Source organism: Lysinibacillus sp. IITD104 (assembly GCF_036698265.2).
Classification (GTDB): domain Bacteria; phylum Bacillota; class Bacilli; order Bacillales_A; family Planococcaceae; genus Lysinibacillus; species Lysinibacillus boronitolerans.
Map to the genome: position 1 here is coordinate 3,771,699 of NZ_JBAHYH020000001.1, position 23,579 is coordinate 3,795,277.

The 23,579-nt window shown below is 38.5% G+C and carries 21 protein-coding genes; 6 read left to right on the top strand and 15 right to left on the bottom strand.

From position 1 onward, the window contains the following. Positions 1-76: 76 nt before the first annotated feature. Entirely contained in the window at positions 77-763 is a 687-nt protein-coding gene (locus tag V1L66_RS19145) for a Crp/Fnr family transcriptional regulator (protein WP_103117492.1), read from the top strand. A 60-nt stretch (positions 764-823) separates the two neighbouring features. Here the strand turns inward: V1L66_RS19145 and V1L66_RS19150 are convergent, their stop codons facing one another. Both V1L66_RS19150 and V1L66_RS19155 read right to left on the bottom strand, forming a co-directional pair. Further along, positions 824-1,132, bottom strand: coding sequence for a metal-sulfur cluster assembly factor (locus V1L66_RS19150; protein ID WP_103117491.1), 309 nt, complete (start codon positions 1,130-1,132; stop codon positions 824-826). A 53-nt stretch (positions 1,133-1,185) separates the two neighbouring features. After that, complete coding sequence (locus tag V1L66_RS19155) at positions 1,186-1,950, bottom strand: prolyl oligopeptidase family serine peptidase (protein WP_066036275.1); 765 nt, start codon at positions 1,948-1,950, stop codon at positions 1,186-1,188. A gap of 121 nt (positions 1,951-2,071) precedes the next feature. Between V1L66_RS19155 and V1L66_RS19160 the strand changes: the two genes are divergently transcribed. Continuing rightward, entirely contained in the window at positions 2,072-2,881 is an 810-nt protein-coding gene (locus V1L66_RS19160; RefSeq protein ID WP_333006265.1) for a Cof-type HAD-IIB family hydrolase, read from the top strand. 142 nt (positions 2,882-3,023) lie between these two features. Continuing rightward, a complete protein-coding gene (locus V1L66_RS19165; RefSeq protein ID WP_333006266.1) occupies positions 3,024-3,881 on the top strand; it encodes a DegV family protein in 858 nt (285 codons plus the stop codon). Positions 3,882-3,931: 50 nt separating this feature from the next. Here V1L66_RS19165 and V1L66_RS19170 read toward each other — a convergent pair whose 3' ends face one another. From V1L66_RS19170 to V1L66_RS19205, 8 genes are all read right to left on the bottom strand, one after another. Beyond that, entirely contained in the window at positions 3,932-5,398 is a 1,467-nt protein-coding gene (locus V1L66_RS19170) for an alpha-amylase family glycosyl hydrolase (RefSeq protein WP_333006267.1), read from the bottom strand. Between the two features lie 184 nt (positions 5,399-5,582). Next, positions 5,583-5,951, bottom strand: a complete 369-nt coding sequence (locus tag V1L66_RS19175; protein WP_004227486.1) for a YisL family protein — start codon at positions 5,949-5,951, stop codon at positions 5,583-5,585. Positions 5,952-6,151: 200 nt separating this feature from the next. Next, complete coding sequence (locus V1L66_RS19180; RefSeq protein ID WP_048392038.1) at positions 6,152-7,054, bottom strand: fumarylacetoacetate hydrolase family protein; 903 nt, start codon at positions 7,052-7,054, stop codon at positions 6,152-6,154. A gap of 124 nt (positions 7,055-7,178) precedes the next feature. Then, positions 7,179-8,345, bottom strand: coding sequence for a DUF418 domain-containing protein (locus V1L66_RS19185; RefSeq protein WP_333006271.1), 1,167 nt, complete (start codon positions 8,343-8,345; stop codon positions 7,179-7,181). An 82-nt stretch (positions 8,346-8,427) separates the two neighbouring features. Next, positions 8,428-12,144 carry a helicase-exonuclease AddAB subunit AddA gene (gene addA, locus V1L66_RS19190; protein WP_333006273.1) on the bottom strand — a complete coding sequence of 1,239 codons (3,717 nt, stop codon included), beginning with the start codon at positions 12,142-12,144 and terminating at the stop codon, positions 8,428-8,430. A gap of 1 nt (position 12,145) precedes the next feature. Further along, positions 12,146-15,655, bottom strand: a complete 3,510-nt coding sequence (gene addB, locus V1L66_RS19195; RefSeq protein ID WP_333006275.1) for a helicase-exonuclease AddAB subunit AddB — start codon at positions 15,653-15,655, stop codon at positions 12,146-12,148. Between the two features lie 326 nt (positions 15,656-15,981). Next, on the bottom strand, positions 15,982-16,620 hold the full coding sequence (locus V1L66_RS19200; protein ID WP_004227497.1) for a TVP38/TMEM64 family protein: 639 nt from the start codon (positions 16,618-16,620) through the stop codon (positions 15,982-15,984). Positions 16,621-16,631: 11 nt separating this feature from the next. Continuing rightward, positions 16,632-17,183 carry a helix-turn-helix domain-containing protein gene (locus V1L66_RS19205; protein WP_048392043.1) on the bottom strand — a complete coding sequence of 184 codons (552 nt, stop codon included), beginning with the start codon at positions 17,181-17,183 and terminating at the stop codon, positions 16,632-16,634. Positions 17,184-17,307: 124 nt separating this feature from the next. Between V1L66_RS19205 and V1L66_RS19210 the strand changes: the two genes are divergently transcribed. Continuing rightward, on the top strand, positions 17,308-18,042 hold the full coding sequence (locus V1L66_RS19210; RefSeq protein WP_048392044.1) for an AzlC family ABC transporter permease: 735 nt from the start codon (positions 17,308-17,310) through the stop codon (positions 18,040-18,042). Next, complete coding sequence (locus V1L66_RS19215) at positions 18,039-18,365, top strand: AzlD domain-containing protein (protein WP_048392045.1); 327 nt, start codon at positions 18,039-18,041, stop codon at positions 18,363-18,365. Before V1L66_RS19210 ends, V1L66_RS19215 begins: the two co-directional genes overlap by 4 nt. Before the next feature lie 137 nt (positions 18,366-18,502). Here the strand turns inward: V1L66_RS19215 and V1L66_RS19220 are convergent, their stop codons facing one another. From V1L66_RS19220 to V1L66_RS19240, 5 genes are all read right to left on the bottom strand, one after another. Continuing rightward, positions 18,503-18,724 (bottom strand): DUF2198 family protein, encoded by a 222-nt coding sequence (locus V1L66_RS19220; protein WP_016991517.1) that lies wholly within the window; start codon positions 18,722-18,724, stop codon positions 18,503-18,505. Further along, a complete protein-coding gene (locus V1L66_RS19225; RefSeq protein WP_333006430.1) occupies positions 18,724-19,905 on the bottom strand; it encodes a PDZ domain-containing protein in 1,182 nt (393 codons plus the stop codon). Before V1L66_RS19225 ends, V1L66_RS19220 begins: the two co-directional genes overlap by 1 nt. Before the next feature lie 122 nt (positions 19,906-20,027). Continuing rightward, positions 20,028-21,470, bottom strand: a complete 1,443-nt coding sequence (locus V1L66_RS19230; RefSeq protein WP_016991518.1) for a S41 family peptidase — start codon at positions 21,468-21,470, stop codon at positions 20,028-20,030. A 240-nt stretch (positions 21,471-21,710) separates the two neighbouring features. Continuing rightward, positions 21,711-22,298 (bottom strand): peroxiredoxin, encoded by a 588-nt coding sequence (locus V1L66_RS19235; protein ID WP_016991519.1) that lies wholly within the window; start codon positions 22,296-22,298, stop codon positions 21,711-21,713. Further along, entirely contained in the window at positions 22,295-22,927 is a 633-nt protein-coding gene (locus tag V1L66_RS19240) for a hypothetical protein (protein WP_333006431.1), read from the bottom strand. Before V1L66_RS19240 ends, V1L66_RS19235 begins: the two co-directional genes overlap by 4 nt. Before the next feature lie 204 nt (positions 22,928-23,131). Here V1L66_RS19240 and V1L66_RS19245 point away from each other — a divergent pair, with 204 nt between their 5' ends. Then, on the top strand, positions 23,132-23,557 hold the full coding sequence (locus tag V1L66_RS19245; protein ID WP_333006432.1) for a hypothetical protein: 426 nt from the start codon (positions 23,132-23,134) through the stop codon (positions 23,555-23,557). Positions 23,558-23,579 lie beyond the last annotated feature (22 nt).

The following is a 23,579-nucleotide window of genomic DNA, read 5'->3' on the forward strand; positions in this document are numbered from 1 at the left end:
ATCGAAATCCACTATCCTTTTGTAATAATCGCCATTTATTACAAAAAGAAAGCGATGTGTTGGAGATATGGTTTTAATGGATAATATGTTTGAAAAAATTAAAGATCTTTTTCAAAACCACGGTGTTTTTATCAAAGTGAATAAAGGAAATAAAATTTTTCTAGAGGGTGAACGGGCAAAAGAAATTTATTACATCCAATCAGGTGTTATTTCGATTAGCCAAGAATCCGAGACGGGTAAGGAATTAACCATTCGTATTTGTGGCCCTGACAGCATAATAGGAGAAGGTTCGTTATTTTGTAATCTCGTCTATAATTCGATGACTGCCAAAGTTTTAGAACCCTCTACGTTGTATGTTTTGAGTCGTAAATCTTTGGAGCATTTACTAGAAGAGCAGCCGACAGTTATGGTGGAATACATGAAGTGGCTACAAACAGAAAACTTAAAGCATCAGAGTCGTTTGCGCGATTTAGTGTTAAACGGAAAAAAAGGTGCTCTATTTTCAACGCTCATTCGGCTGTCCAATACGTATGGTAAACCTGTAGAAAATGACTCGATTTTTATTGATTTTCAGCTAACAAATACAGAAATTGCAAATCTGTGTGCGACAAGTCGGGAAATGATTAATCGTATGCTGAATGATTTAAAAAAACATGAGATTATCACTTTTGATAAAGGATTTATTACCATTCATGATTTACAATTTTTAAAAAATGAAATTGCCTGTGAAAATTGTCCATTACAAATATGCCGTATCGATTAGTTTCGTTACAAGCAAAAACCCTGCTTATTTTTCAATAAGCAGGGTTTTAAATAAGCCATTTTAACGTACGCCCAATGCCATTTTGGCATAGCGTGACATTTTATCTTTCGACCAAGGTGGATTCCATACAATATTAACATTTGTACTTTTCACTTCTGGAAGTTCACCTAACGCCGTATTCACTTGATCCACAATGACTGGACCAAGTGGGCAGCCCATAGATGTTAGTGTCATCGTAACAGTTGCAACACCTTCATCATCTAAATCCACATCATATACTAAACCTAAGTTGACAATATCAATGCCAAGCTCAGGATCAATTACGTTTTCTAAAGCACCTAACATGCTATCTTTCATATCCTGATCCATTCGTATTTCTCCTTCCATCATAGTGTTAACCTTATCATAGCAGATGCACCCTATTATGCCAAATGCTGTGCAAGCCATGCTGTAGCTGCTAGCATACCGTCACGTGGTACAGCATGTCCAGCCCGTTTGTTAACCATGAACTTTAAATATTCAGGGTTTGCTTCATAGTATTCCCGTAATGTTTCATAAAATTTATACGTTTCATGAAAAGGAACTGTTTTATCTAATTCTCCATGCCAAAAGAATACAGGGCGGCCCGCGAATTTTTCTGGTGTTAAACTGACATCATATTTAGCAAGGGCTTCATTAATTTTTTCAACGTCTTCCTCTGACATCGGCCAGTTAACTCCGCTTTTAGCAAATTGTTGCAATTGGTATTCACCCAATTTTATAAAACCAGGTGCACCCATGCATATTGCAGCTGTTTGTATCCAATCATAAAGTTTCAGACAGCCTGATGTCACGATGCCACCCATTGAAGTGCCTCCTATGCCAATTTTATGACTAGCTAATAAATTTTTATTCTTTAATTCATCATATAATTGTTGTACTTCATGAATAGAATTTAAAACAATGTCCCAAAAATTTAAATTCATTTGCATTTCCGTTAGGCCTTCGCTACGCTCACCATGAAATTTTGCATCTGGCAATAGGACACGCACCCCTTTATGCACCAATTGGTATGCATAGTGTAAGTTATGTTCTTTTGCACTCATAAAGCCATGCAAAAAAATGACTACCGGGGTTTCTTCATTCATATTGTCTGTATGTATATGTAATAAAGGAATATTTCCCCACACTTCTTTTTCTACAAACATTATTGTCACTCCCAACTATTCTCTCATCTTTATGTTAGCAAACTTTTTTCACTGTGACAAAATTTTGACGAATGTAAGACAAAGAGATACTATTCAAACTATAGGAAAGGGGCAACGAGCTATGAAACCGCATTTAATCGTATTAGACTTAGATGGAACTTTATTAACAGATCAACAGCAAATTTCTGCAAAAACGAAAAAAACATTATTGCAGGCTAAGGAACAAGGGCATCAAGTGATGATTGCGACAGGACGTCCTTACCGAGCAAGTACTTTTTATTATCAAGAACTTGGGCTCACTACACCCATTGTTAATTTTAATGGCGCATATGTGCATCATCCTAAAAATGTCTCTTGGCAACATATGCACACACCAATTGATTTAAGTGTCGTACATGATGTCGTTGATTCTATTAACAGTTATGAATACGAAAATATTATCGCTGAGGTAAAAGATGAAGTTTATGTTCACACAGAGGACGATCGTATCTTAAATATCTTTAATATGGGTAACCCAAAAATTACACTTGGCGATTTATACACACACCTCTTGGAAAATCCTACAAGTTTGCTGATTCAGGCAAATGAAGCCAATTCGGTTATTATACGTGATCATTTACAGGCAGTGCATGCTGAAGTCATTGAACATCGTCGATGGGGCGCGCCACTTCATATTATTGAAATTGTGCGTCGCGGCTTAAATAAAGCTGTGGGTATTGCACATGTGGCAAAAGATTTAGGTATTCCTCGTGAGCGCATCATCGCATTTGGTGATGAAGACAATGATTTAGAAATGATCGAATATGCTGGACTTGGTGTAGCGATGGGGAACGGTATTTCAAGTCTTAAAAACATTGCCAATGAAATTACGACAACGAATAATGATGATGGAATTGCAAAAATACTCATTGAACGCTTGAAATTATCATAGTTAAGTAGTAAGTTCAAGTTAACATTCCATTTTTACCAGTTTAACTTTATTCAGTGGTACCCCTTCCATTTATCTAAAGTGAGTATCTACTGAATAAAGTTAAAAAGCTTTAAAAGTAAGTTGAAATTAGGGGGACAAGAGAATGAAGATTTTTACGGATAGTGGATGTGATCTACCAAAATCTTACTATGAAGAAAATGATGTCGTGCTACTCCCTTTACGAGTGCAATTGAACAACAAAGAATATGAAGATGTGATTTCAATTGATTCCAAAGAGATCTATGATGCAATACGCCAAGGTGGTCAGCCAAAAACATCACAAGTGTCACCTGAGCTCTTTTTGAAGCATTTTGAGGAGCTAGCCAAAAATGATGAAGAAGGTATTTATATCGCTTTTTCATCAGAATTATCAGGCACATATAGTACTGCTCAAATGATTCGCAATCAGGTACTTGAGCAGTATCCTTCCTTAAAACTAGTCATTATCGACTCTAAATGCGCATCACTAGGCCATGGCCTTGTCGTGGAAGAAGCTGTACGACTGCGAAATATAGGAGTATCCTTAGAAGACATGGCCTCTAAAATAAACACCCTTGCACCTCAGGTCGAGCATTTATTTACTGTAGAAGACTTAGATTACCTTGCAAAAGGTGGTCGTGTATCAAAAGCTAGTGCATTTTTAGGTGGCCTTCTTAGTATTAAGCCTATTTTAAATGTAGAAGATGGCAAACTTGTACCGATTGAAAAGTCACGCGGTCGAAAAAAAGCACTTAATCGTATGTTAGATTTAATGCAGGAGCGTGGTGGCAGCTTTACAAATAAAATCGTAGGTATTAGCCATAGTGACGACGCTGCCTTTGCGAATGAAGCAAAAGCCTCTATCCAGGAGCGTTTTTCACCTCAAGCTGTGCAAATTACCATGATAGGTTCCGCGATCGGCTCACATGTCGGACCTGGGACTATTGCAATTTTCTTCACAAATAAAAGCTTTGAAGGCTAATAAAAAGCATGCTAGGATGGCTCCTGGCATGCTTTTTTGTCGTGTTATTATTATTGGACGTCTTGCTCCTGACGACGAACTTTCCCTCGTTTAATGATGATGACAACAAAGCCAATAAAGATCACCCATACTAAGCCAAGAGCCACCATATAAGGAGTGTTTAAGCCTTCATCATTGCGAACTTGATAAATTTCAACCATTTCTCGGTCTAAAATAACAGGATAGACTTCTTTTTCATTTATGCGAACTTTTTCCTCATGTAAAATACCGTTCAGCATTTTCCCTTCACCAAGTTGTTCAGGTGTTAAGTCGACGCGTTGTGTTTTACCAGTATTATTAACCATGATTACCCACTTTTCTTCGTCAGAAGAACGTGTAAAGACAAGAAGGCCATTTTCATTTGTAATGACTTCAAAATCACCATTACGTAAAGTAGCTGATTGATTACGTAAAGATTGAACATTTTTAATATAATCTATCAGTTCCTCGTCTGTTTTAAAGTTATAAAGCTGGTGTGTATCTGGTTTTGCTTCCCCATTCATAGCAATTTCTGTCCCGTATTGTACGACAGGAATTCCTGGTAGCATAAATAAAGCACCCATCGCCATTTTTAAGCGGGTAGGTGGGAACATATTTTCATTAGCAGAGTCAAATGTAAAACGATGAGTTTCAAGTGAATCCACCATAATTTGTGTCGGTTTTTCTCCTGCGAAGGGTTCCATTAATTTAGAAGAATCCATATCCACGTTTTTAAATATATTACGATACATATCTGCCGTTACAGGTGAGAAAGTTGCATCAAAGTCAGCATCGCTTTCTTCATTTGCTATCACATAAAGTGATGTTTTTGTCTCTTTTAATGCAGCTATTACTGCATTGATAAACGCTGTATCAGCCCCTGCGATATTTGTTAAACGAATACCACCGATGTCATATGTAGAAACAAATTCAGTTACTGCTTGAATAAGTGCTTCTTGCACATCCTTATTCGATAAATCCCACTGTACTTGTCCATTATTGGTAGATGCAATCCAATCCGCTTTCGATGCATCCTTTGCCCACTCATGATTTGGACTCACATTTGTAAGTGGAAAATCCACCATAATGGACATATTTTTAGCTTTGTAGGCCTCTACAGTACTTTGGAATTCTTCCGTTGTTCCAAAATGACGTTCTATTGTAGTATAGCTTGTGGGCATTGATCCATCATACTTCTCTGTAGAAAAAATAGGCCCAATGGAAACAATTGTATAGCCCATCTCACCGATAAATTTCAGTTTATCCTGTAAACCTGTAAAATCGCCCCCCGCAAATTTCGAAGGGTCCTGCGTATTTGTATCAAAATCGTTTGTGCCCGAGCCATTAAAGAAACGGTCAACGAGTAAATCATAGATGCTTTCTTCTGCTATTGTTCTAGTCGCTGATTCATCCGCATGTGCTACTGGTATAGTACTTACTAATGAAGTTGCTAATAAAAGTGATGCAGCCGTCGCACTTATCCACTTCTTAAATTTCACTGTTATTCCCTCTCTTTCAAACCAATCAACGTCATTTTACCAAATAACTCTGTCACGTCGCTATCTTTTCCAAAGATTTTGCGTAAAAGCGAAATGAATTACGACAAAAAGGTGTCAATTCCGTCTTCCGTTTTCGTTTACAAAATAAAAGCCGTGAAGCAACTACTTCACGACTTTTAAATCATTATGCTAAGAAATCTTGACCCATTGGCAGTTTAAATCCTAGGAACAAAGTGATTAATAGGAATACTGCAAATAAAATCCAAAACATAGCTGTTGGTTTATTTTTCTTTTGACGTACTAATACCATTTCCATCATGCCAATTACAAGTATGCCACCTAAGAACTTAAATCCGTAAAGCATACCTTTACCATAGTCCATTGCCTCGATAAATAATGCCCCACCTGTGATGATTATTAGTACATAAAACAGACGTAATGTCATATGTAAGCCTTTTGATTGCTTGCCCATTAGTGCCGCAATTAAAAAGATGACAATACCTACTACCCACGTAGTAATATGCAAATGCGTTTGGCTAGTTAAAAAACTCATGTTTGTCCCCCTCATTCTTTTTCTATCAAACTCTATCCTACCATGCGATGGAAAGGGTTTCAAATATTACAATAGTGTTCACATAATTTACATCATTTAAAACTTGGAATCCTTGCATTTCATAGTTTTTACATCTGTTACTATGCCTTAAAGCAGTAAAAAATCCGCGGAGTATAGACTCACGCGGATTGATATCATCATTATTCAAAATGGTTGACTAAAGTACCAATTCCTTGAATAGAAACTTTTACTGTATCTCCAGCTTTTAAGAATTGTGGCGGGTTCATCCCTTTGCCAACACCAGCTGGCGTACCTGTTAAAATCACATCTCCTGGCTCTAATGTTACATGCTGAGATAGGATGGATACTAACGTTTCAACAGAGAACATCATATCTTTCGTAGAGCCATTTTGACGTACTTCATCATTGACCTTTGTGACTACTGTTAAGTCTTGTGGATTTGGGATCTCATCCTTTGTCACAAGGTATGGTCCAAGAGGGCAAGTACCGTCCAAGCTTTTACCCAAGAAGAATTGTTTATGTTTCTCTTGTAAATCACGAGCTGTTACATCATTGGCAATAGTATAACCAAATACATAATCAAACGCTAAGTTTTTAGGAATGTTTTTGCCACGTTTACCAATAACGATAGCTAGCTCACCTTCATAATCCATTTTTGAAGAAAGATCTGCATGTATGGAAATTGTTTGTCCATCTGCAGCAATTGCAGTTGGTGATTTTGTGAATACCATTAAATCCGTTGGTGCTGCCTCTGCACCCATTTCCTTTGCATGTTCATCATAGTTTTTACCAATACACATAATATTTTTAGGTGTACGTGGAATTGGTGAAAGCCATTCGATCTCTGTAAATTCACGTTTAAAACTATTAGCATTATCTGATTTTTCTGCTGCTTCTACTAATTTACGAATCTGTTCCACAAAATCAAAGCCTAAAGCAATGCCATCCACGATTGAACTTGAAAAAGAAGGGAGAACTTGAAGTTCACTTTGAATAGCGAGTACATCCCATACCGCTTCTTCTTTTTTTACTTTTGGTCCAAAGCTTACATGTCCACCTAATTTGAATGATAAAATTTTCATGATTGAAAGAGCTCCTTCTTTTTTCTACATAATACAACAATATGATAGAAATTACCTCATTTTTGCGACAACATTTTTATAAGTTGTTATATCTTCATAAAATATGCATGTGAAGAGGAATATATTAACGCACTTCTACTTTTTGCTTATATGTTAATTTACGCCATATTGTTTCTAACGGTCCTTGTTTCCACTTAGATAACCAGATTTCTGCTATGATCATTTGCACAACAATAATGCCGACAGCAATTAATACCCCTGTTTCTACACTTACTTTACCATACCAGCCAAAGCCAAATTGGTAGAATAAACAAGTACCTATAATAGATTGAAGAATATACATCGTTAATGACATGCGTCCGATTTTAGCAAAAGGACTAAGTAGTTTTGGCATTATTGGCACTAAGCAAAGTAACACAATGACCCCAATATAGCCCACCGATAGAACTGGGCCCCCTATGTATACCTTTAAATAATCTAGTAAATATGTTCTTGTAAACATAATAGATAAGCTTTTTATACCAATACCGATGACCAATCCAGCAATTGCAAACGTCAGCCAGAGCCACTTCAATTCTTTAGCCCGTTCTACTAAACGCCATTTAGAGGCAGCGGCACCTATTAACATATACGGTAAAATCGTGAACAGTGCGACAAACCACATCTCGATGCCTGCCTGCGTCGATAAATCTGTTAAGCGTTGCAAAAAGGCATCTACCCAGTTTCCTGTCCCATAAGCCGTGATGGCCTTCTCTACTGAAACGATATCTAAGTAATCATCTACTTTTGTATTAAAATTTACAATCCCTACTACAAAGAGCATAAAAGCTTGCATCAAGCCATTAATAATCAAAGCACTCGCTAATAGCCAGATGGGACTCAATCGTAGTAAAAGCACTAAGAAAACGCCACAAAATGCATACATCATTAATATGTCGCCCCACCAAATTAGCACAGCATGGATAAAACCAAAAGCAAACAGGATGGACAGTCTACGAAGCCCCAGCGTATAAAAGTTTTGTTGACGACTTTGAGCCTTTTGCCACTGCATGGCTAGCCCATAACCAAATAGCATGGCAAAAAGCGGGTAAAAGCTGCCTTGCACATAAATATCTATATTTTTCTGCCAAACAATATCTGATGGGGTTGTAAACCATGATGCCAAATCAATATGCGGCATTGGCAAATAAAAGGTATACATATTTACAAGTAAGATCCCTACTAAACTAATACCTCGTAAAATATCTAATGTTGCTATTCGTTCATGCAACATTGTTGGTTTTAACTCCACAAAATAGCCTCCTCTTGACTAGCAGCTATGGTGAAAGCAGGGCAAGAAAAAACTTTGCCCCACTTTGCCCGTAACAAGTTCTTTATGCGTGTATGGTCTGTTCATTATCGAATAAAAATAATACTTTATCGTTCACCTTGATGTGTAAGATGGATTCAATGGCTTCGCTATAAACACGAAGCTGTACGGCATAACGACCTAGTATTTCCTTTGACAAGGCTGGCTCCTGCGCAAAATGAGATTGTATACGATCCGTTTTATAATCCAACAAGACCCAATTACCGTATTCATCCTCAAATAGGCAGTCAATGATCCCTTGCACAATTTGAGCATCACCATCTTCATCGATTCTACTAATTGTAAACGGCATTTCTCTACGTATCTGCCTTGCGCGTTGAAAGCGTTGCCCTATTTCTGTCTCAAAAAAACGATAAATTTTCGCTTGCGGAACTACTTTGCCCTCCGCCTCTGTTAAAAGCTGTCTTGCCATTAAATCCTCCACAAAGTCCCTTACAGCATCGATATGACTAAAGCCATATTGAGGAACATGCTGCATCACTGTGTGCACAGCTGTACCAATTTCAGCACCAGTTAGCTGTTGCTCCTGTAAAAAAGCGGGTCGAGGTGCAATGGACGAAGCCTTTTGCGTGATAGGAGAGGCAAAATAAAATTCAGGTTCCTCCTGGCGCTGTAAATTTTCTAATCGCTTTATTTCACTAACAGATGTTTTGGAGCGCTTTCTTGTAGATTTTTGATAGACATACTGCGCTTGAAAGCGGGTAGTGATTTCAGCCAGCAAGTCCTCATCCTCTTGCATCGCAAGCACTTGCTGTACTTCATCGCCCATCGCCTCTATCTCATATGAATAATGCTTTGTATCGATGGCTTGAACCCACCAATGTGATTGATCCTCCACTTCTTTATAAGATGTGCTTGCTACTACTGCAAAATCTGCATGTCTTGCTACTGCTGGGCCAACCCAGTCCAAATAGCTGTTAGCTCTTGCACGTAAATATTCTTGAAGCGGTGCATCCATTGGTAAACTTTGTGCGTCCTGCCAGTTGTCGCGTGTTTTCTCCCAGTTCTTCACTGAGCCTACTAAAATCAAACGCTCCTTCGCACGAGTCATCGCAACATATAAGACACGCATTTCTTCTGCACGCATCTCCAGTTCTTTTTTCTCCTTCAATGCTAAAAACGGTAACGATGTATAGGTGATACGATTTTCGGGATCAATGGCCTTAACAGCTAGTCCAAAATCTTGATCAAACAAATAGGGTTGATGAAAATCCATTTTATTAAACGGACGTCCCATTCCTGCAACAAAGACGACTGGATATTCTAACCCCTTGGAAGAGTGTATTGTCACCAGACGTACTACATCATCCTTTTCGCCAATTGATTTGGCCGTACCTAAATCATCGCCACGCGTACGCATACGATCAATAAAGCGTAAAAAACGGAATAGCCCACGAAATGCTGTTTTTTCATACATTAATGCACGATCATGTAATACGCGTAGATTTGCTTGACGCTGTTTGCCATTCGGCATTGCCCCAACCATTTCATAATAATGTGTATCTAAATAAATTTTCCAAATTAAATTTGATAATGATCCACGACGTGCTAAATCACGCCAATTTTCAAAGGCTAGCATAAAGCGTTGCAACTTCTCAAATGTAGTGGTTTGCACACCATGTCCTTCACTACGAATAAATTGTCGTAAAGCATCATAAAAAGGTACCTTTTGATCGGCTAAACGAATTTTCGCCAGCTCATTTTCCGTTAAACCAACAAACGGTGCGCGCAGTACAGAGGCTAAGGGGATATCCTGATAGGGATTATCGACTACCTTCAGGACATTTAACATAATCATTACTTCGAGTGCGTCAAAATAGCCTTTAGATGATTCTGCATAGAGTGGAATCCCTGCCAGCTTAAATTCCTCTACTAAGTCTGTTGACCATGTCATCGAGCGCATTAAAATCACAATATCACTATACTTTAATGGTCGCTCTGTTTTTGTTTTCGTATCGTATACGGTTGTTCCATCTTCCATCATTTGACGTATACGATCGATAATAAATCGTGCCTCGTATTGTGATTTTTTTAATTCCTCTAGCTCCGTTGCCTCATTGCTTAGTTCTTCCAGTTCTTCTGGTGTTTCCTCTTCCTGTGGTGGATGCAGTACGACCAGCTCAACAGGTATTTCTTTATCATCATAGGGCGCAGCAGGCTTTAGTGACGCATTGTCATCATACGAAATCTCACCGACACGCTCACCCATAATTTGTGCAAAAACATAATTTGTAGCATTTAATACTTCTTTTCGACTTCGGAAGTTAGCGTTTAAATCAATTCGCATCCCCGTTACATCAGGTGACTCCAAGTATTCACTATATTTTCTCATAAAAAGCTTTGGCTCAGCTAATCGGAAACGGTATATACTTTGTTTAACATCCCCAACCATAAAAAGGTTGCCGTCTTGTTCTTCACCCGTTTTGACAAGCTGTAAGATGGTTTCCTGTAGCATATTGGTATCCTGATATTCATCCACAAGTACTTCTTTAAAACGCTTTTTCATATCTAGTGCAACCGGTGATGGATGAAGTGCACCATCTATCTCTACCGTTAAAATTTGAAGTGCATAATGCTCTAAATCTGAAAAGTCAATGATTCCCCGTTCTAACTTGGCTAGTCGAAATTGTTCACTAAATGTAGTGGTCAATTCAACTAGCGTAGTAATGGTCGGTGCCATTAACCTTATTTCCTCAAGTAGCCGTGCAGGCGTACGAACAAAATATGTCTCCTTGATTTTATTCATCATTTTTTTGGCTGCTTCTCGTTTTTTCTTCGCAAGCTCCTGTAGCTCTACATTAACTAGTGCATCCTTCGATACCCGCTTTAAGGTAGACCATTTAACCGTTGCAAAATAATCAAATAGCTCCTGCCATGTCCCACTTTGACTAATGCGTATCCCTTCCTGAATCATAGCAAAATCTACCTCTGCCGTTTCTGCATAGGGTGCAGGTCCATCTGGCTGTAATGTAATTGTGCGCATTTCAGAAATTAGCATAAACGCCTCTTCCAGGCTATGACGTACGGTTAATTTGACGTATTGAGATAGCTCTAAATCATCGATTGTCACTTCCTCAGCTAATTCATATGCTTTCGGCAGGCTCCAAAGCCATTTTTGAGGCTCTGCATGGACACGAGACGTATCATAAAGTTTACTAATCAGCGTTTCGATGGCTTGATCATCACGATCTGAGGTAAAGCTATCGACAAGACGATAGATGGCTTGTACGTGAGCCTCATCCTCAGCATCGTATGCATCTTCTAAAACTTCTGCTAAAACATCATCTCGCAATAATGCTATTTCTGCTTCATTGGCAATACGGAAGCCTGGGTCTATATCAAGTAAGTACGCATATTGCTTCACAATTGCTAAACAGAATGAATGTAGCGTAGAAATTTGTGCTTTATTCACAAGACTTAGCTGCCGTCTTAAATGATTAGATGTTGGATTTTCTGCTATCGCCTTTTCTAATGCCTCAGACATACGATGGCGCATTTCAGCGGCTGAGGCATTTGTAAAGGTCACTACCAATAGTTCATCTACATTGATCGGGTTTTCAGTAGCAATGACTTTTTCAATCATACGATTGATCAGAACCGCTGTTTTCCCCGACCCTGCTGCAGCCGAAACGAGTGTATCTTGACCGCTAGCATAAATGGCCTTCCACTGATCGTCTGTCCATGTGACATCTACTGGCTTAACAGGAATTGTTTGTACCATGCTATTCTATCTCCTTCCGAATTTTATCGACAATATCATTCGGCTTTGCTTGCATTAATTGACGATAGTTTTGTTTACCATCTGATGGATCAAATTGGCAAACCGCAGCAAATTGACAATAATCACATGCCGTTTTGGCTTTTAATTTATAGGGGCTAATGGCCGTATCACCAGATAAGATACCATTCCCTGCCTCCTGATGTTTACGACGAACAAAATGCTGCAACTTTTTCATATCATTGACAGGAACTATACGCGATTGTGACTCAGACGGTGTCCCATCTTTTTTCATATAGACAGGAATGATTTTTGAATGTCCGCTACTTTCTTCCAATTGCTCGTCCATCGATAAAATCGCTTCAGCATTTTCAGATAGCAAACCTTTCATTTTATACTGCTTTAAACGATCCTCTTCTATTTCACTGTCCGTCAAATCTTTATCCAGCTTCAGCATCGGATTATGGACATGGACATACAGTACCCCTGCTGGCTCTGCTTCACCTGATAGCCAGTATGAACTATTTTCCATTGCCACATCTAAATACGTTAGGACCTGTAAGGATAATCCATAATAAACCTCATTTAAATCAAGGTCACGAGCTGAGGATTTATAGTCGACAATCCGCAAATAAGAGCGGTCATCTATCGTTGCACTATCCACTCTATCAATACGTCCACGCATAAACATTTTCTTACCACCAGTCAAATCAATCTCTAATGGTGGTAGCTGTTCATGTTGTCCAGGACCAAACGATGCCTCAATTGCAATTGGTTTGAAGTGTGATACATTTGCATGCTGTGTCAGTGCTGTCATTGTACGCTCAACAATTCGAATTAGCTTACGCTGAATATAGCGATAGCGGGCACTGGATAATAGGATTTGATGGGAAAAGACTGGAACAATTTGTTCTACTGCTTGACGTGCTAATTGTTTAATTTGCTTTGTTGTTAAACGAATCCAAGATAATTGCTGACGATGTGTTTCCTCTGTAATCCACTTTAATGCCTCATGGAATAAGTCACCCATTGCAAACGTTTCTAGCCGATACTCAGCTCGTTCTTCAAGACGTAGACCATACGTAGTGAAATGAGAAAAAGGACATCTGAAGTATTTCTCAATTCGCGACACACTGGATGTTAGCTTCTGACCATATAATTCCTGTGTAATATAGGTTTCAAGTGGCTCAGCCTCATTTTTATGGGTAATTGGATAAAGTACGCGGTCGAAAATGAGTGCCCAATACGGATCTTGTGTATAAAATCTTTGTAAAGCTAGCCATTCTGGCGCTAGTTCACGGCTATGTTCAGCTTGACGTAGCTGTACCATTAGATGTGCCAATGCAGTCCTTGGATGGCGTAAATATGGTAAAACATCCCTATCTAATAATTCAATTGGATCGACTACCACTCGTTCTATCGAAACACCACTTAATAAGCCAGCCTTTTTGTCATTTCCTATTATTTTCTTAATATAAAGTGAGGCTAGAAGTGCCTTGCCTTCCTCATCCGCCGTAGGATAGGTCATATACAATTTGTTAGATGGCGTTGTAATAGCGCGATAGAACAAGAAATTTTCCTGTAATAAACGATTAGTAGAGGTAGGAGCAAGCTCATAGCCAATTTGACTAAACCATTCACGTTCGATATCTGACAACAAGCCCTCATACTCCATCCGAGTTGGATAAACACCATCATTCATTCCTATTACAAAAGCGACTTTGATATTGGATAAACGAGCTAAATCAACAGTAGCCACCATTACTTCATCAAGGGTTGGCGGAATTCTTGAAAATTCTAATGTATCAAAGCCTTCATCAAGAATTTTGGCTGCTTGCTCTACAGACATCTCCTGCTCTCCAAACATATAAACGAATTGGTCAAGAACAGCAATCCATTCATTCCAAGCTTGTTCATGTTCACTTGCAGCTAATGCGTCACCTCGCTCTAGCTCACGATCTTTCATGGCTTGCAGTTTATCATATACCTGTAATGACTCTATAAGTTCAAATAAAGCAGTCGCAATATCTCTGCCATTCTTGGCGCTATCAAGCTTGTCTTGTAAAAGTTTTAGAGGTTGGCGAATTTCATCTCGAATGGCCTCGATTTCTGCCTGCATTGCACGCTCTTCATCTGTTTGTACACGCGAATGGAATTCTAGACCTCGATATTTTTTATAAAACCAACGTGCCTCCTCAAACCATCGTTCACCATAGATGCCTTGTGCCAAGCAATAATTTTCTAATCGATCTGCTCGCTCACGCCAAATTGTTAGCTCAGCTTGTAATGGGAAAAACAAATCGGTTTTGACACTACGAAAAACTGGCTCATATTTCCAATTCGAGGTCATAACCTCCAAGGCTGAACGACTTAGCTCTATTAATGGATGATGTAGCATTGTCTTTTTTGTATTTGTAAAAATAGGAATTTCATATTGTTGGAAAATACTTGTAATAAGTGGATCGTAGAGATCTGCTTGTCTGTACAAAAGTACGATATCCTGATAGCGAAAACCGTCTTCTCTTGTCAGTTTTGTTATTTCCCGGGCAATCGCATGTATCTCTGCTCGACGATTTGATGCTTCAAGCACGGTTACATCTCCTGAGGTTTTTATCGTTTGAGGCTCCAAATCAGCAAACTTTGCCTCCACATGCTGTAAATCTTTAGAATGAAATCTTTGAGTCTTATAAAAATGTAATGGTAATTCAACATCAATGCCCTCTTCTTTTGCTATATCATGAAGACGTTGATTCGTTAACGCTGCTTCATGGAATAAAGCTTGTTCATCAAAGGCTTCATCCATATGATCAAAGGGAAGGACGACAGTTACTTGCTTCGTCACCTTTAACAATTCACGAACCAGTTCTAACTCTCGCACAGTGAAGGCGGTGAAACCATCAATATAGATGGTCGCTTGCTTCATCGTTTCTGCATACTTCAGTTGCTCCGTTAAAATCGGATAATAGCCCTCGCTGTCAACATAGGTCGTACCAAGTCGTTCCTCCAATGCCTGCAAAACGACATGTAAATCATTCGCTTTCGCCTGCAATGTATTAGGTGCATCTATTGCCTTTAACGATTCCGTTACCTCTGCCAAGACTGAGCTATTGACGCTATAGCGACTAAATTCTCTTAAAAGGGTTTCAATTTCCTCCGTAAAGCCACGTTTTCCTGCTGCTTGTCGAAATAAGGAAAACTCGCTTTTTTGTTCCTCCAAAAGTTTACGTATAAGCATTCGATAGCCATAGCCATTCACTTCTTTACGAGCAATACCTCCTGTTTCCTGTAAAACCAACCATGCTAAACGTTTAAACGTCATCACCTGTGCTCGAATCAAGCCTTGTAAACCATGCTTATTTGTCAGCTCATATTCCGTAGAATAAGACATTTGGTCAGGCACTATAATGAAAATTGGATGTCCCAATGGATCTGTCTTTAATTGCTCAACAATTTCCTGATGAATAAATGCTGATTTTCCTGTTCCCGAACGTCCTGAAACAATACGCAATGTCATTTACTTTCCCCCTCCTCATTAACTTGCTGTTGCGGGTGTCTCTTTTAATGAAATAAAAATTTGTACTTTTATTTGAGCGATTCTTTCACTGAATTGATTACTTCTCATCTATTTTGGAGCGGCTTCTCCAGACTATTGATTGCTTCTCATCTATGGTGGAGCAGTTTTCTCAGCCTACTAAAAACAACATAAATCATCTATCTTAAATTCTATCGAAAAAAACTAGTAAATACTATCTATCAACCTTCACCTACCTATAAAAAGGTTAATTTATTACACAAAAAAGCAGCCTCTTCACATAATGAAAGAGGCTACAGTTTATTTACTTAACTGGCATGGTGGTCCTGCTTTTTCGTCAAATTTCGCGCTTGCTTTAAATCTCTTTCTACACGGGCATTCAAACGCTTCTCTATCAACTTCCCAACCCACCATAAAATAACAATGGCCACAGCTGCAATTATCAATCTCACTGGGCTTGTCAAGAGCGATTTTAAATCATAGCCCAATACACTCATACCTAAAATCATGACAAACTTTCCTGCAAGCAAAACGATTAAGTAAAATTTTTTATGGATATGTGACAATCCCGCTACAATATTGACAATCACAGATGGTGTAAAAGGGAAGCAGAGGAGGACAAAAAGAGGGCTGATGCCATTCATATCCACCCATTTAATAAGCTTCTGTACTTTTTTACTACCTGTTAAAAATTGTAATCTTGGATGTTTGCCAAAATGACGCACAAGTAAGAAAACCGCATAGGAGCCAGCTACAGAGCCTAGCCAAGATAATAGAAATCCTAGCCATAAGCCGAATGCACTGGCATTCGCCACAACGAATACGACTAATGGTAGGAATGGTAAAAACGCCTCTAAAAACGGGAGCAGTAAACCAATGATTGGGCCGAACGTTCGATACTGTGCCGCAACCTGTTCAATATTTTCTACAGTAAACCATTCATTCAATATCGACACCTCTATTTATACTGTAAAATTAAATGAAAAATTGTTAACCCTTCTGAAGTATTGCGATATTCATGGGGTTGATGCCCTGAGAATACTAGTGTATCCCCTTCATCTAGTAATTCATGCATGTCTCCAGCAGAAATAACTGCTTGTCCTTTAATAACCATTACAGTTTCCTCTACCCCTTCTGTATGGGCTTCACTCCTACTAACTGCCCCTGGCTCCATTTCAACCTTATAAAACTCCCAGCCTCGCTCTGGATTATACGGAATTATGGAGTAAACACGATAGCGTCCCTCATCCTCATCGACATGTGGTACATCTTTACTGCTATAACGCATGTAATGGGCAGTTGGTGGCTGTAATAATGAAGAGAATGACATACGCATACCCGCTGCAATTTTCCAAATTGTTGAAACAGTTGGATTGGCCTCTCCTTTTTCGATTTGTGCAAGCTGTGCTTTACTGACACCTGTCGCTTTGGCCACATCATCGAGACTTAAATGACGTTGCTGTCTAATTTTCTTTAATTGAAATGCTAAATTTCGACTCATTTGTTCCATCTTTACTCACCAATTTCTATTGTTTATTTTATCAGACATATGTATACTTTAATAAACATCAAGAACTATCAAACAATTCCATCAATAGTATACATGGAAATTATCAAGAAAGGATGACCTATTTATGACAAGTACAACAGAGCTTCAACATGATGACACAACAAGCTCTTCCAATGACAGTTTTTTACAAGGCGTGAAAGATTGCGTGCCTACATTACTCGGTTATATTAGTATAGGACTTGCATTTGGGGTTGTAGGTTCCGCTTCAGGGTTATCTGTCCTTGAAATTGCGCTATTAACAATACTGATTTACGCAGGTTCTGCACAATTTATTTTTTGTGCACTTCTTTTAACAAGTAGCCCTGCCTCTGCTATCATTGTAACCATTTTCGTAGTGAATCTACGTCATTTATTAATGAGTTTAACATTAGCACCTCACTTTACGCGCTACTCCATGCTTAGAAATGTTGGCTTTGGTACATTATTAACGGATGAAACCTTTGGTGTAGCAGTCACAAAGCAAATGCAAACAGGTAAATTATATGGTAAATGGATGGATGGGTTAAATATAACAGCCTATATCTTCTGGATTCTTTCCTGTGTTACGGGTGCCTTTTTAGGACAGTGGGTAGCAAATCCTGAAAAATGGGGTTTAGATTTTGCCTTGGTTGCCATGTTTGTTGCACTTTTAGTTTTGCAATTGAGCAGTGTTGGTAAAAGTAAAATCATGCATTATATCAAGTTAATTGGCTATATGGCGGTTATTATGTACGGTCTTTCTTATGTAGTCCCTTCACATGTGGCTGTGCTACTGGCAACCGTGATTGTCGCAACAATTGGGGTGGTGACAGATAAATGACAACAACTTCTTATATGGTCTGGCTTATTATCGGCTGCGCACTTGTAACATGGCTACCGCGTGTCATTCCATTTATTTTTGTGCGTAGTGTAACACTACCTGATGTTGTGCTAAAATGGCTTAGTTTTATTCCTGTTTGTATATTAAGTGCTCTTGTCATTGAAAATTTAATAGATACTGAAAGCGGCAAAGTAGTGACACTTGATTGGCCAGTCTTTATTACATTTGTTCCTACTCTTATTATTGCCCTTGTCACAAAAAGCTTATCGATTACAGTAGTTGCAGGAGTAATCATTATGGCAGCAGTGCGATTTTTCATGTAAAAAGGTCAGTCCTATTGTAAAGTGTACCCTTTGTAAAGGACATTTTGAAAAAGGTTAGGCAACTTCTTGAAGCTGCAGTCTGTATTTTACAGGCGGCAGCTTTTTTAAATCCCACTGATTGCCTGGACTGACCTTTCTTATTTATTCATTTTACTTGCTAGCCAAAAGCCTACTGTTAATGAAAATGCATCAATAACGAAAATAATAGGTGGGGATGTATAGCCTGCATATACTGAGGCGGCAATAAGTGCAATGGCTAATAACAATGCAACATAGCGATTATAGGTAATTCTGGTGAATAATAATACCAATATAGCTGGTATGAATAATGCTAACATCATTTTCCCAAAAACGTCCATTATACTTCCCTCGGCTCAGCTAATAATAGTCCAATACGGTAATGATCATTACTATAAATCACATGTTGCGTTAAACGTAATTCATTGTTTCGGTCTAAAACCTCTAGACGACAATGAGCGGCATTTAATTGCAGTGCTTCGTATAACTCATTTTCTGTAAAAATTGACACACCATTTACCTTGCGAATACATTCCCCAGCAAGTAAGCCCATTTTCTCAGCAGGTGAATCAGGAAGAACGGCTGCAATAATAGCACCCTTCGTACTTGGCGCAACTGCATAATGATCTGTTTTTTCCTGCTGTGCAAAGTAGATAGCAATTATAATACGGATAATTACACCAACAGCAAGTGTAATGAACCCAATCACTGGCTCAAAATATGCAGCCAATCCTCCTATTAAAATAAGCTGCCCTAGTAAAAAGACAGGTCGGCCAATTTTTGGATACATTAATGCTGGTAATTCCTTTCTTGTCAGTTTAGTAAAGCCAATGACAAGTGGAAATAACACAAGCGCAAAGCTATTATGACCTATCGTAAACTGAGGCCAATATGGGAACATCGCCGAAATCGCCTCGCCAGGAATAACAAAGAAAATAGGTAATACCCACACATTTCTTGAACGATAGACAATTGCCTGCATACCCCTCTTCGTTTTCTCAATACACGGTGTTGACACCTTCATCGCCATACGTCGAATTAATAGCCCTTCTGCAATGACACAAAGGCCCGCAAGAATGGTAATTGTCACAATTGCGCCATTCTCTAAATGGACAGTCCCTAATGAAATTTTCCACCAGGAAAATGACCAATTGTAATAGGACATACCCCATATGGCAAGTGTGGCAATCCCCATTGTCAAAATAGGTGACATTGCATTCATGACAAATAAGATAAGTGCCACTATAGAAACTGCCGTTAAAATGATTAAAAATTCCTTTGGGACAGTTAGACCTGCTCCAATACTAATGACAGAAATAATTAGTGCATAGAGCCACCCATCTTTCCATTGTCCGATTAACTCCGTCCAGCCCCAAATAATACGTCTATTAAAGAATTTACGCTCCTGTTTTACTCGACGATAACCTAAAATAATAGCAAATATTATGACTATATACAGTAATGGGTTGAGTAAAAAGCGGCCAATCGCTGTTACTATTTCTATTAATATCTCACTAACCATACGAACACCCGCCATTTCTATCTTGAATACTATGAATTTATTGTATCAAAGGACTACACGCTTGCGTAGTACAAACTCATAGAAAGCTTTGTATTATGGTATTTTTGTTCTGTCAGCAAGTTTTATTGTTCAATCGTATGCAGTAAAAAACTAGTGGCCATTTGGAATTGCTGGTCATTTTGACGATCGGCTTTAAAATCCTTTAATGTTTCGTTTAAACTATTAAAGAATGTCGTATCCATATAAAATTCATCTTCTGCTAGCTTTAATTTTTTCTGTTTACGATAAAGGTTAACGGCCTCTGCAGTCGTTTCATCCATATAGCCATCTAAACGATCGATTTGATAACCTAGTTTCTGTAAGGCATTTTGTGAATAGGAAATCTCTTCACTCATATCGCCCACTTTAAACTTACCTGTTAGTGGATGAAGTTGAAAAGCAAATAATTCATTTTGCTCGATCATTAAACTGGCTTCAATGCCCTGCCCATGAATCCATTCGCGCTTTGGTGTTAGCCATTTATTGGTTGATAATTTAAGCTCCCCACCATTGGAAAGCTCCCAAGATTCTTGTACAGTCCCTTTTCCAAAGCTCTTAACCCCAACAAGTGAAGCGCGTCCCCAGCCTTTTAAAGCACCGCTTAATACTTCACTAGCAGACGCACTACCTTGATTTTGTAACACAACAATGGGAATTTTATTCATCGTTTCTATATATTTTTGATCGAAGCCTTTTGTTTGTGTTTTTAATGGTTCCATAGCACCTTCCGCATTTTGCATATATGCAAATACTTTGCCATTGTCCAATACTGTGCTCAGTAGCGCTGCGACGCTATGTAAATAACCACCTGGATTATCCCGTACATCGATTACAATTCCTTCCACATCTTTACGAAGTAATTTACTCGTTTCAGCCACCCATTCATTAGCGGTTTTTTCACCGAATAAGGAGATCACCACATAGCCAATAGCTGTATCTTCTACCTTCACAACCTCACTGGTAACCGTTTTATTAGAAATGGCTGCGCGCTCCATCGTCATCTTAATATGCTTATCTTCACTTGGACGATAGACAACAATGGTTACTTTCGTTCCCTTTTCACCTTGAATTAAATGCATTAATTCACTCATCGTTTTTCCATCTATTCGTACCCCATCAACTTGTACAATTTCATCGAGTGAACGCATCCCTGCTTTCTCTGCTGGGGATGAACGAACAGGTGACACAACGATAAACTTTCCTTTATTTTCCGTCAGTTCAATACCGATGCCTACTCGTTCCTCAGCCAACATTTGCCGATGTTGCTCAGCCTCTTCCTTGGAGTAATACGTGCTATAAGGATCTTTAATGGCATCAGCCATACCACGAAGAGCCCCCTCCACCAATGCATCCTTTTTTGTACTATATACTGATTTCTCTTCAATGAGTGTCATAGCCTCACCAATAGTATCAACCTCCGTAACAGGCTCCTTTTTATCGCCAATATTAAACCAATCAAAGTAAATACCACTGCCCACCACCAAACTACTAAGTAGGACTCCGACACCGGCTGTTAATTTGCGCAAATCTTCCCTCCTCCGTCTCTTTTACTGTATGACTCTATTTTTTCAAACATACAAAATTACCTTTCAAATTTATAAAGAGAGAATATTTCACTTTACACATGCATGATGATTGCTGATTCGCAGGAATGTACTTTGACTTCGAGGGTATTCAACATGCTTCCGCGAGTACTCACCTTGACTTCATAGAAAATAAAAAAATCTGCTCGTTTCTACTATAGAAAACGAGCAGATTTTTATGAATCAATCTAGTGCATCTACATAATCATTTAACATATCCACATCCATTGGTCCTCTGATGGCGCGTTGAATGTAGCCGTTTGAATCAATAAAATAAGTGGTTGGAATTGTGATGACTTGATAATTTAAGCCAGCTTCATTGTCTGGGTCCAGTAAGATGGGGAACGTTAGCTCAAAGCTATCTCTAAATGTCATCACTGTATCCACTTTGGCATCAGCGGTCACATCACGTTCAGCATCTGTTAAATTGACCGCTATAATTTCAACATTTTTCTCTTTTGCATACTCATCATAGAAGCTTTGCATATGTGGCATTTCCGCCTTACAAGGTGGGCACCATGTCGCCCAGAAATTTAAAACAACTTTTTTTCCACGAAGGTCACTTAATGTGATATCTTCCCCATCTAAGCTTGTTAAGGTGAAATCAGGCGGTATATTGCCTTTACCTAAGCCGGTTTCTGACTCCTCCATATCCTTACCTAGAGCCGATTTATCAATGGCACGTTCTTCGTCAATTTGTTGTTTTACATATGTACCAATCATCGCAACCACTAATAGCACAACGATCAGCAGCCCAATATTTTTTTTCATTTCTTACCTCCCACATTGATTCGTTCATGCTGAATGATTAAACCCAAACTAAGTAGTATTAAACTAACAGCCACAGCTGTTTGCCATATACCAAGTGGCTGTAAGAAAGCCACTATCAAATAGCTTAATGTATAGAGAAATAAAGCTTGTTTCACTGCTATTAGTTTCCATAATATGAGGAGTGTGACCACACTTAGCACAGCTAATGTTATAACTTCACTCGATGTGTTATTGTCATTAAGTAGCACAGCAAGCATTTGATAAATGGATTGGGTTAAAATAATAGCCCAGCTACCAGCTAGCATCTCTTGTTCCTCAAGCTGTAGACGCTGTCGCTTTCTCCATATTTGTAAGGATGCTACGATAACACCAAGATAAACACCCATTGTTCCGCCATTAAAATAAAGCAATGTGATTGGATTGCTTATAACCGTTCTGAAATCTGTTACAAGCAAACTTAACTTCCAAACAATAATAAACGTGAAAATGGCGTCACTATATAACTCAGACAACCTTTTAGAAAATTGTAAGCGCAGGATCAGCCATACAATAAAAAAAGTAATAAGTAAAGCGACTGCAGTAGCTGGTAAAGTTAATGTTCGGATCGAGTACCACTCTGTATTTATCATTCCAACGAATCCTCCTCCGAAAGCATAGCATAGAACCTTTTTAAAAAAGAATATTTCACATTGTTTTAAGAAAATCTTCAGAAATAACAACAATAAAAATACCCCACTATGTATATATTCATCATAACATTAATTAGAATCTTATAATAGCGATGAAACTTTCATTGGAATATTTCGTAAAATAATAAAAGCGGAGAGGGAGATATGCTTTCAAAGCGACTTATACTATGGATTGCCGCCATTTTTCTCGGCATTAGTATTCTGATGCTGTATTCAGAGTATCAAACGAAGAATTTGCTACAAGATTTTTTTCCTAATAAGGATCTTGAAGAAATAGTAAATAAGATGACAATTTGGGAAGTTGGCAATGGTACCAATAAAAGCTTGGCTATTATCAATCGTGACGATCCACGATTAGAGGATATGCGTTTAGCCTTAAGTACTTGGGAAGTAAAAAGAACCTTATTAAATAACAAAAAAGCTGATGTTGTCTATCAATTGGACATTACTTACTATGACTATACATTAAAAATATTTTTCTACAATAATGGCTTATTGGCGATAGATGGGCAAACCTATAAACTGGTGAATGGTGAAACATTCGATGAAATATTAAAAGCTATACACTAGAAAACGCTAGTGTATAGCTTTT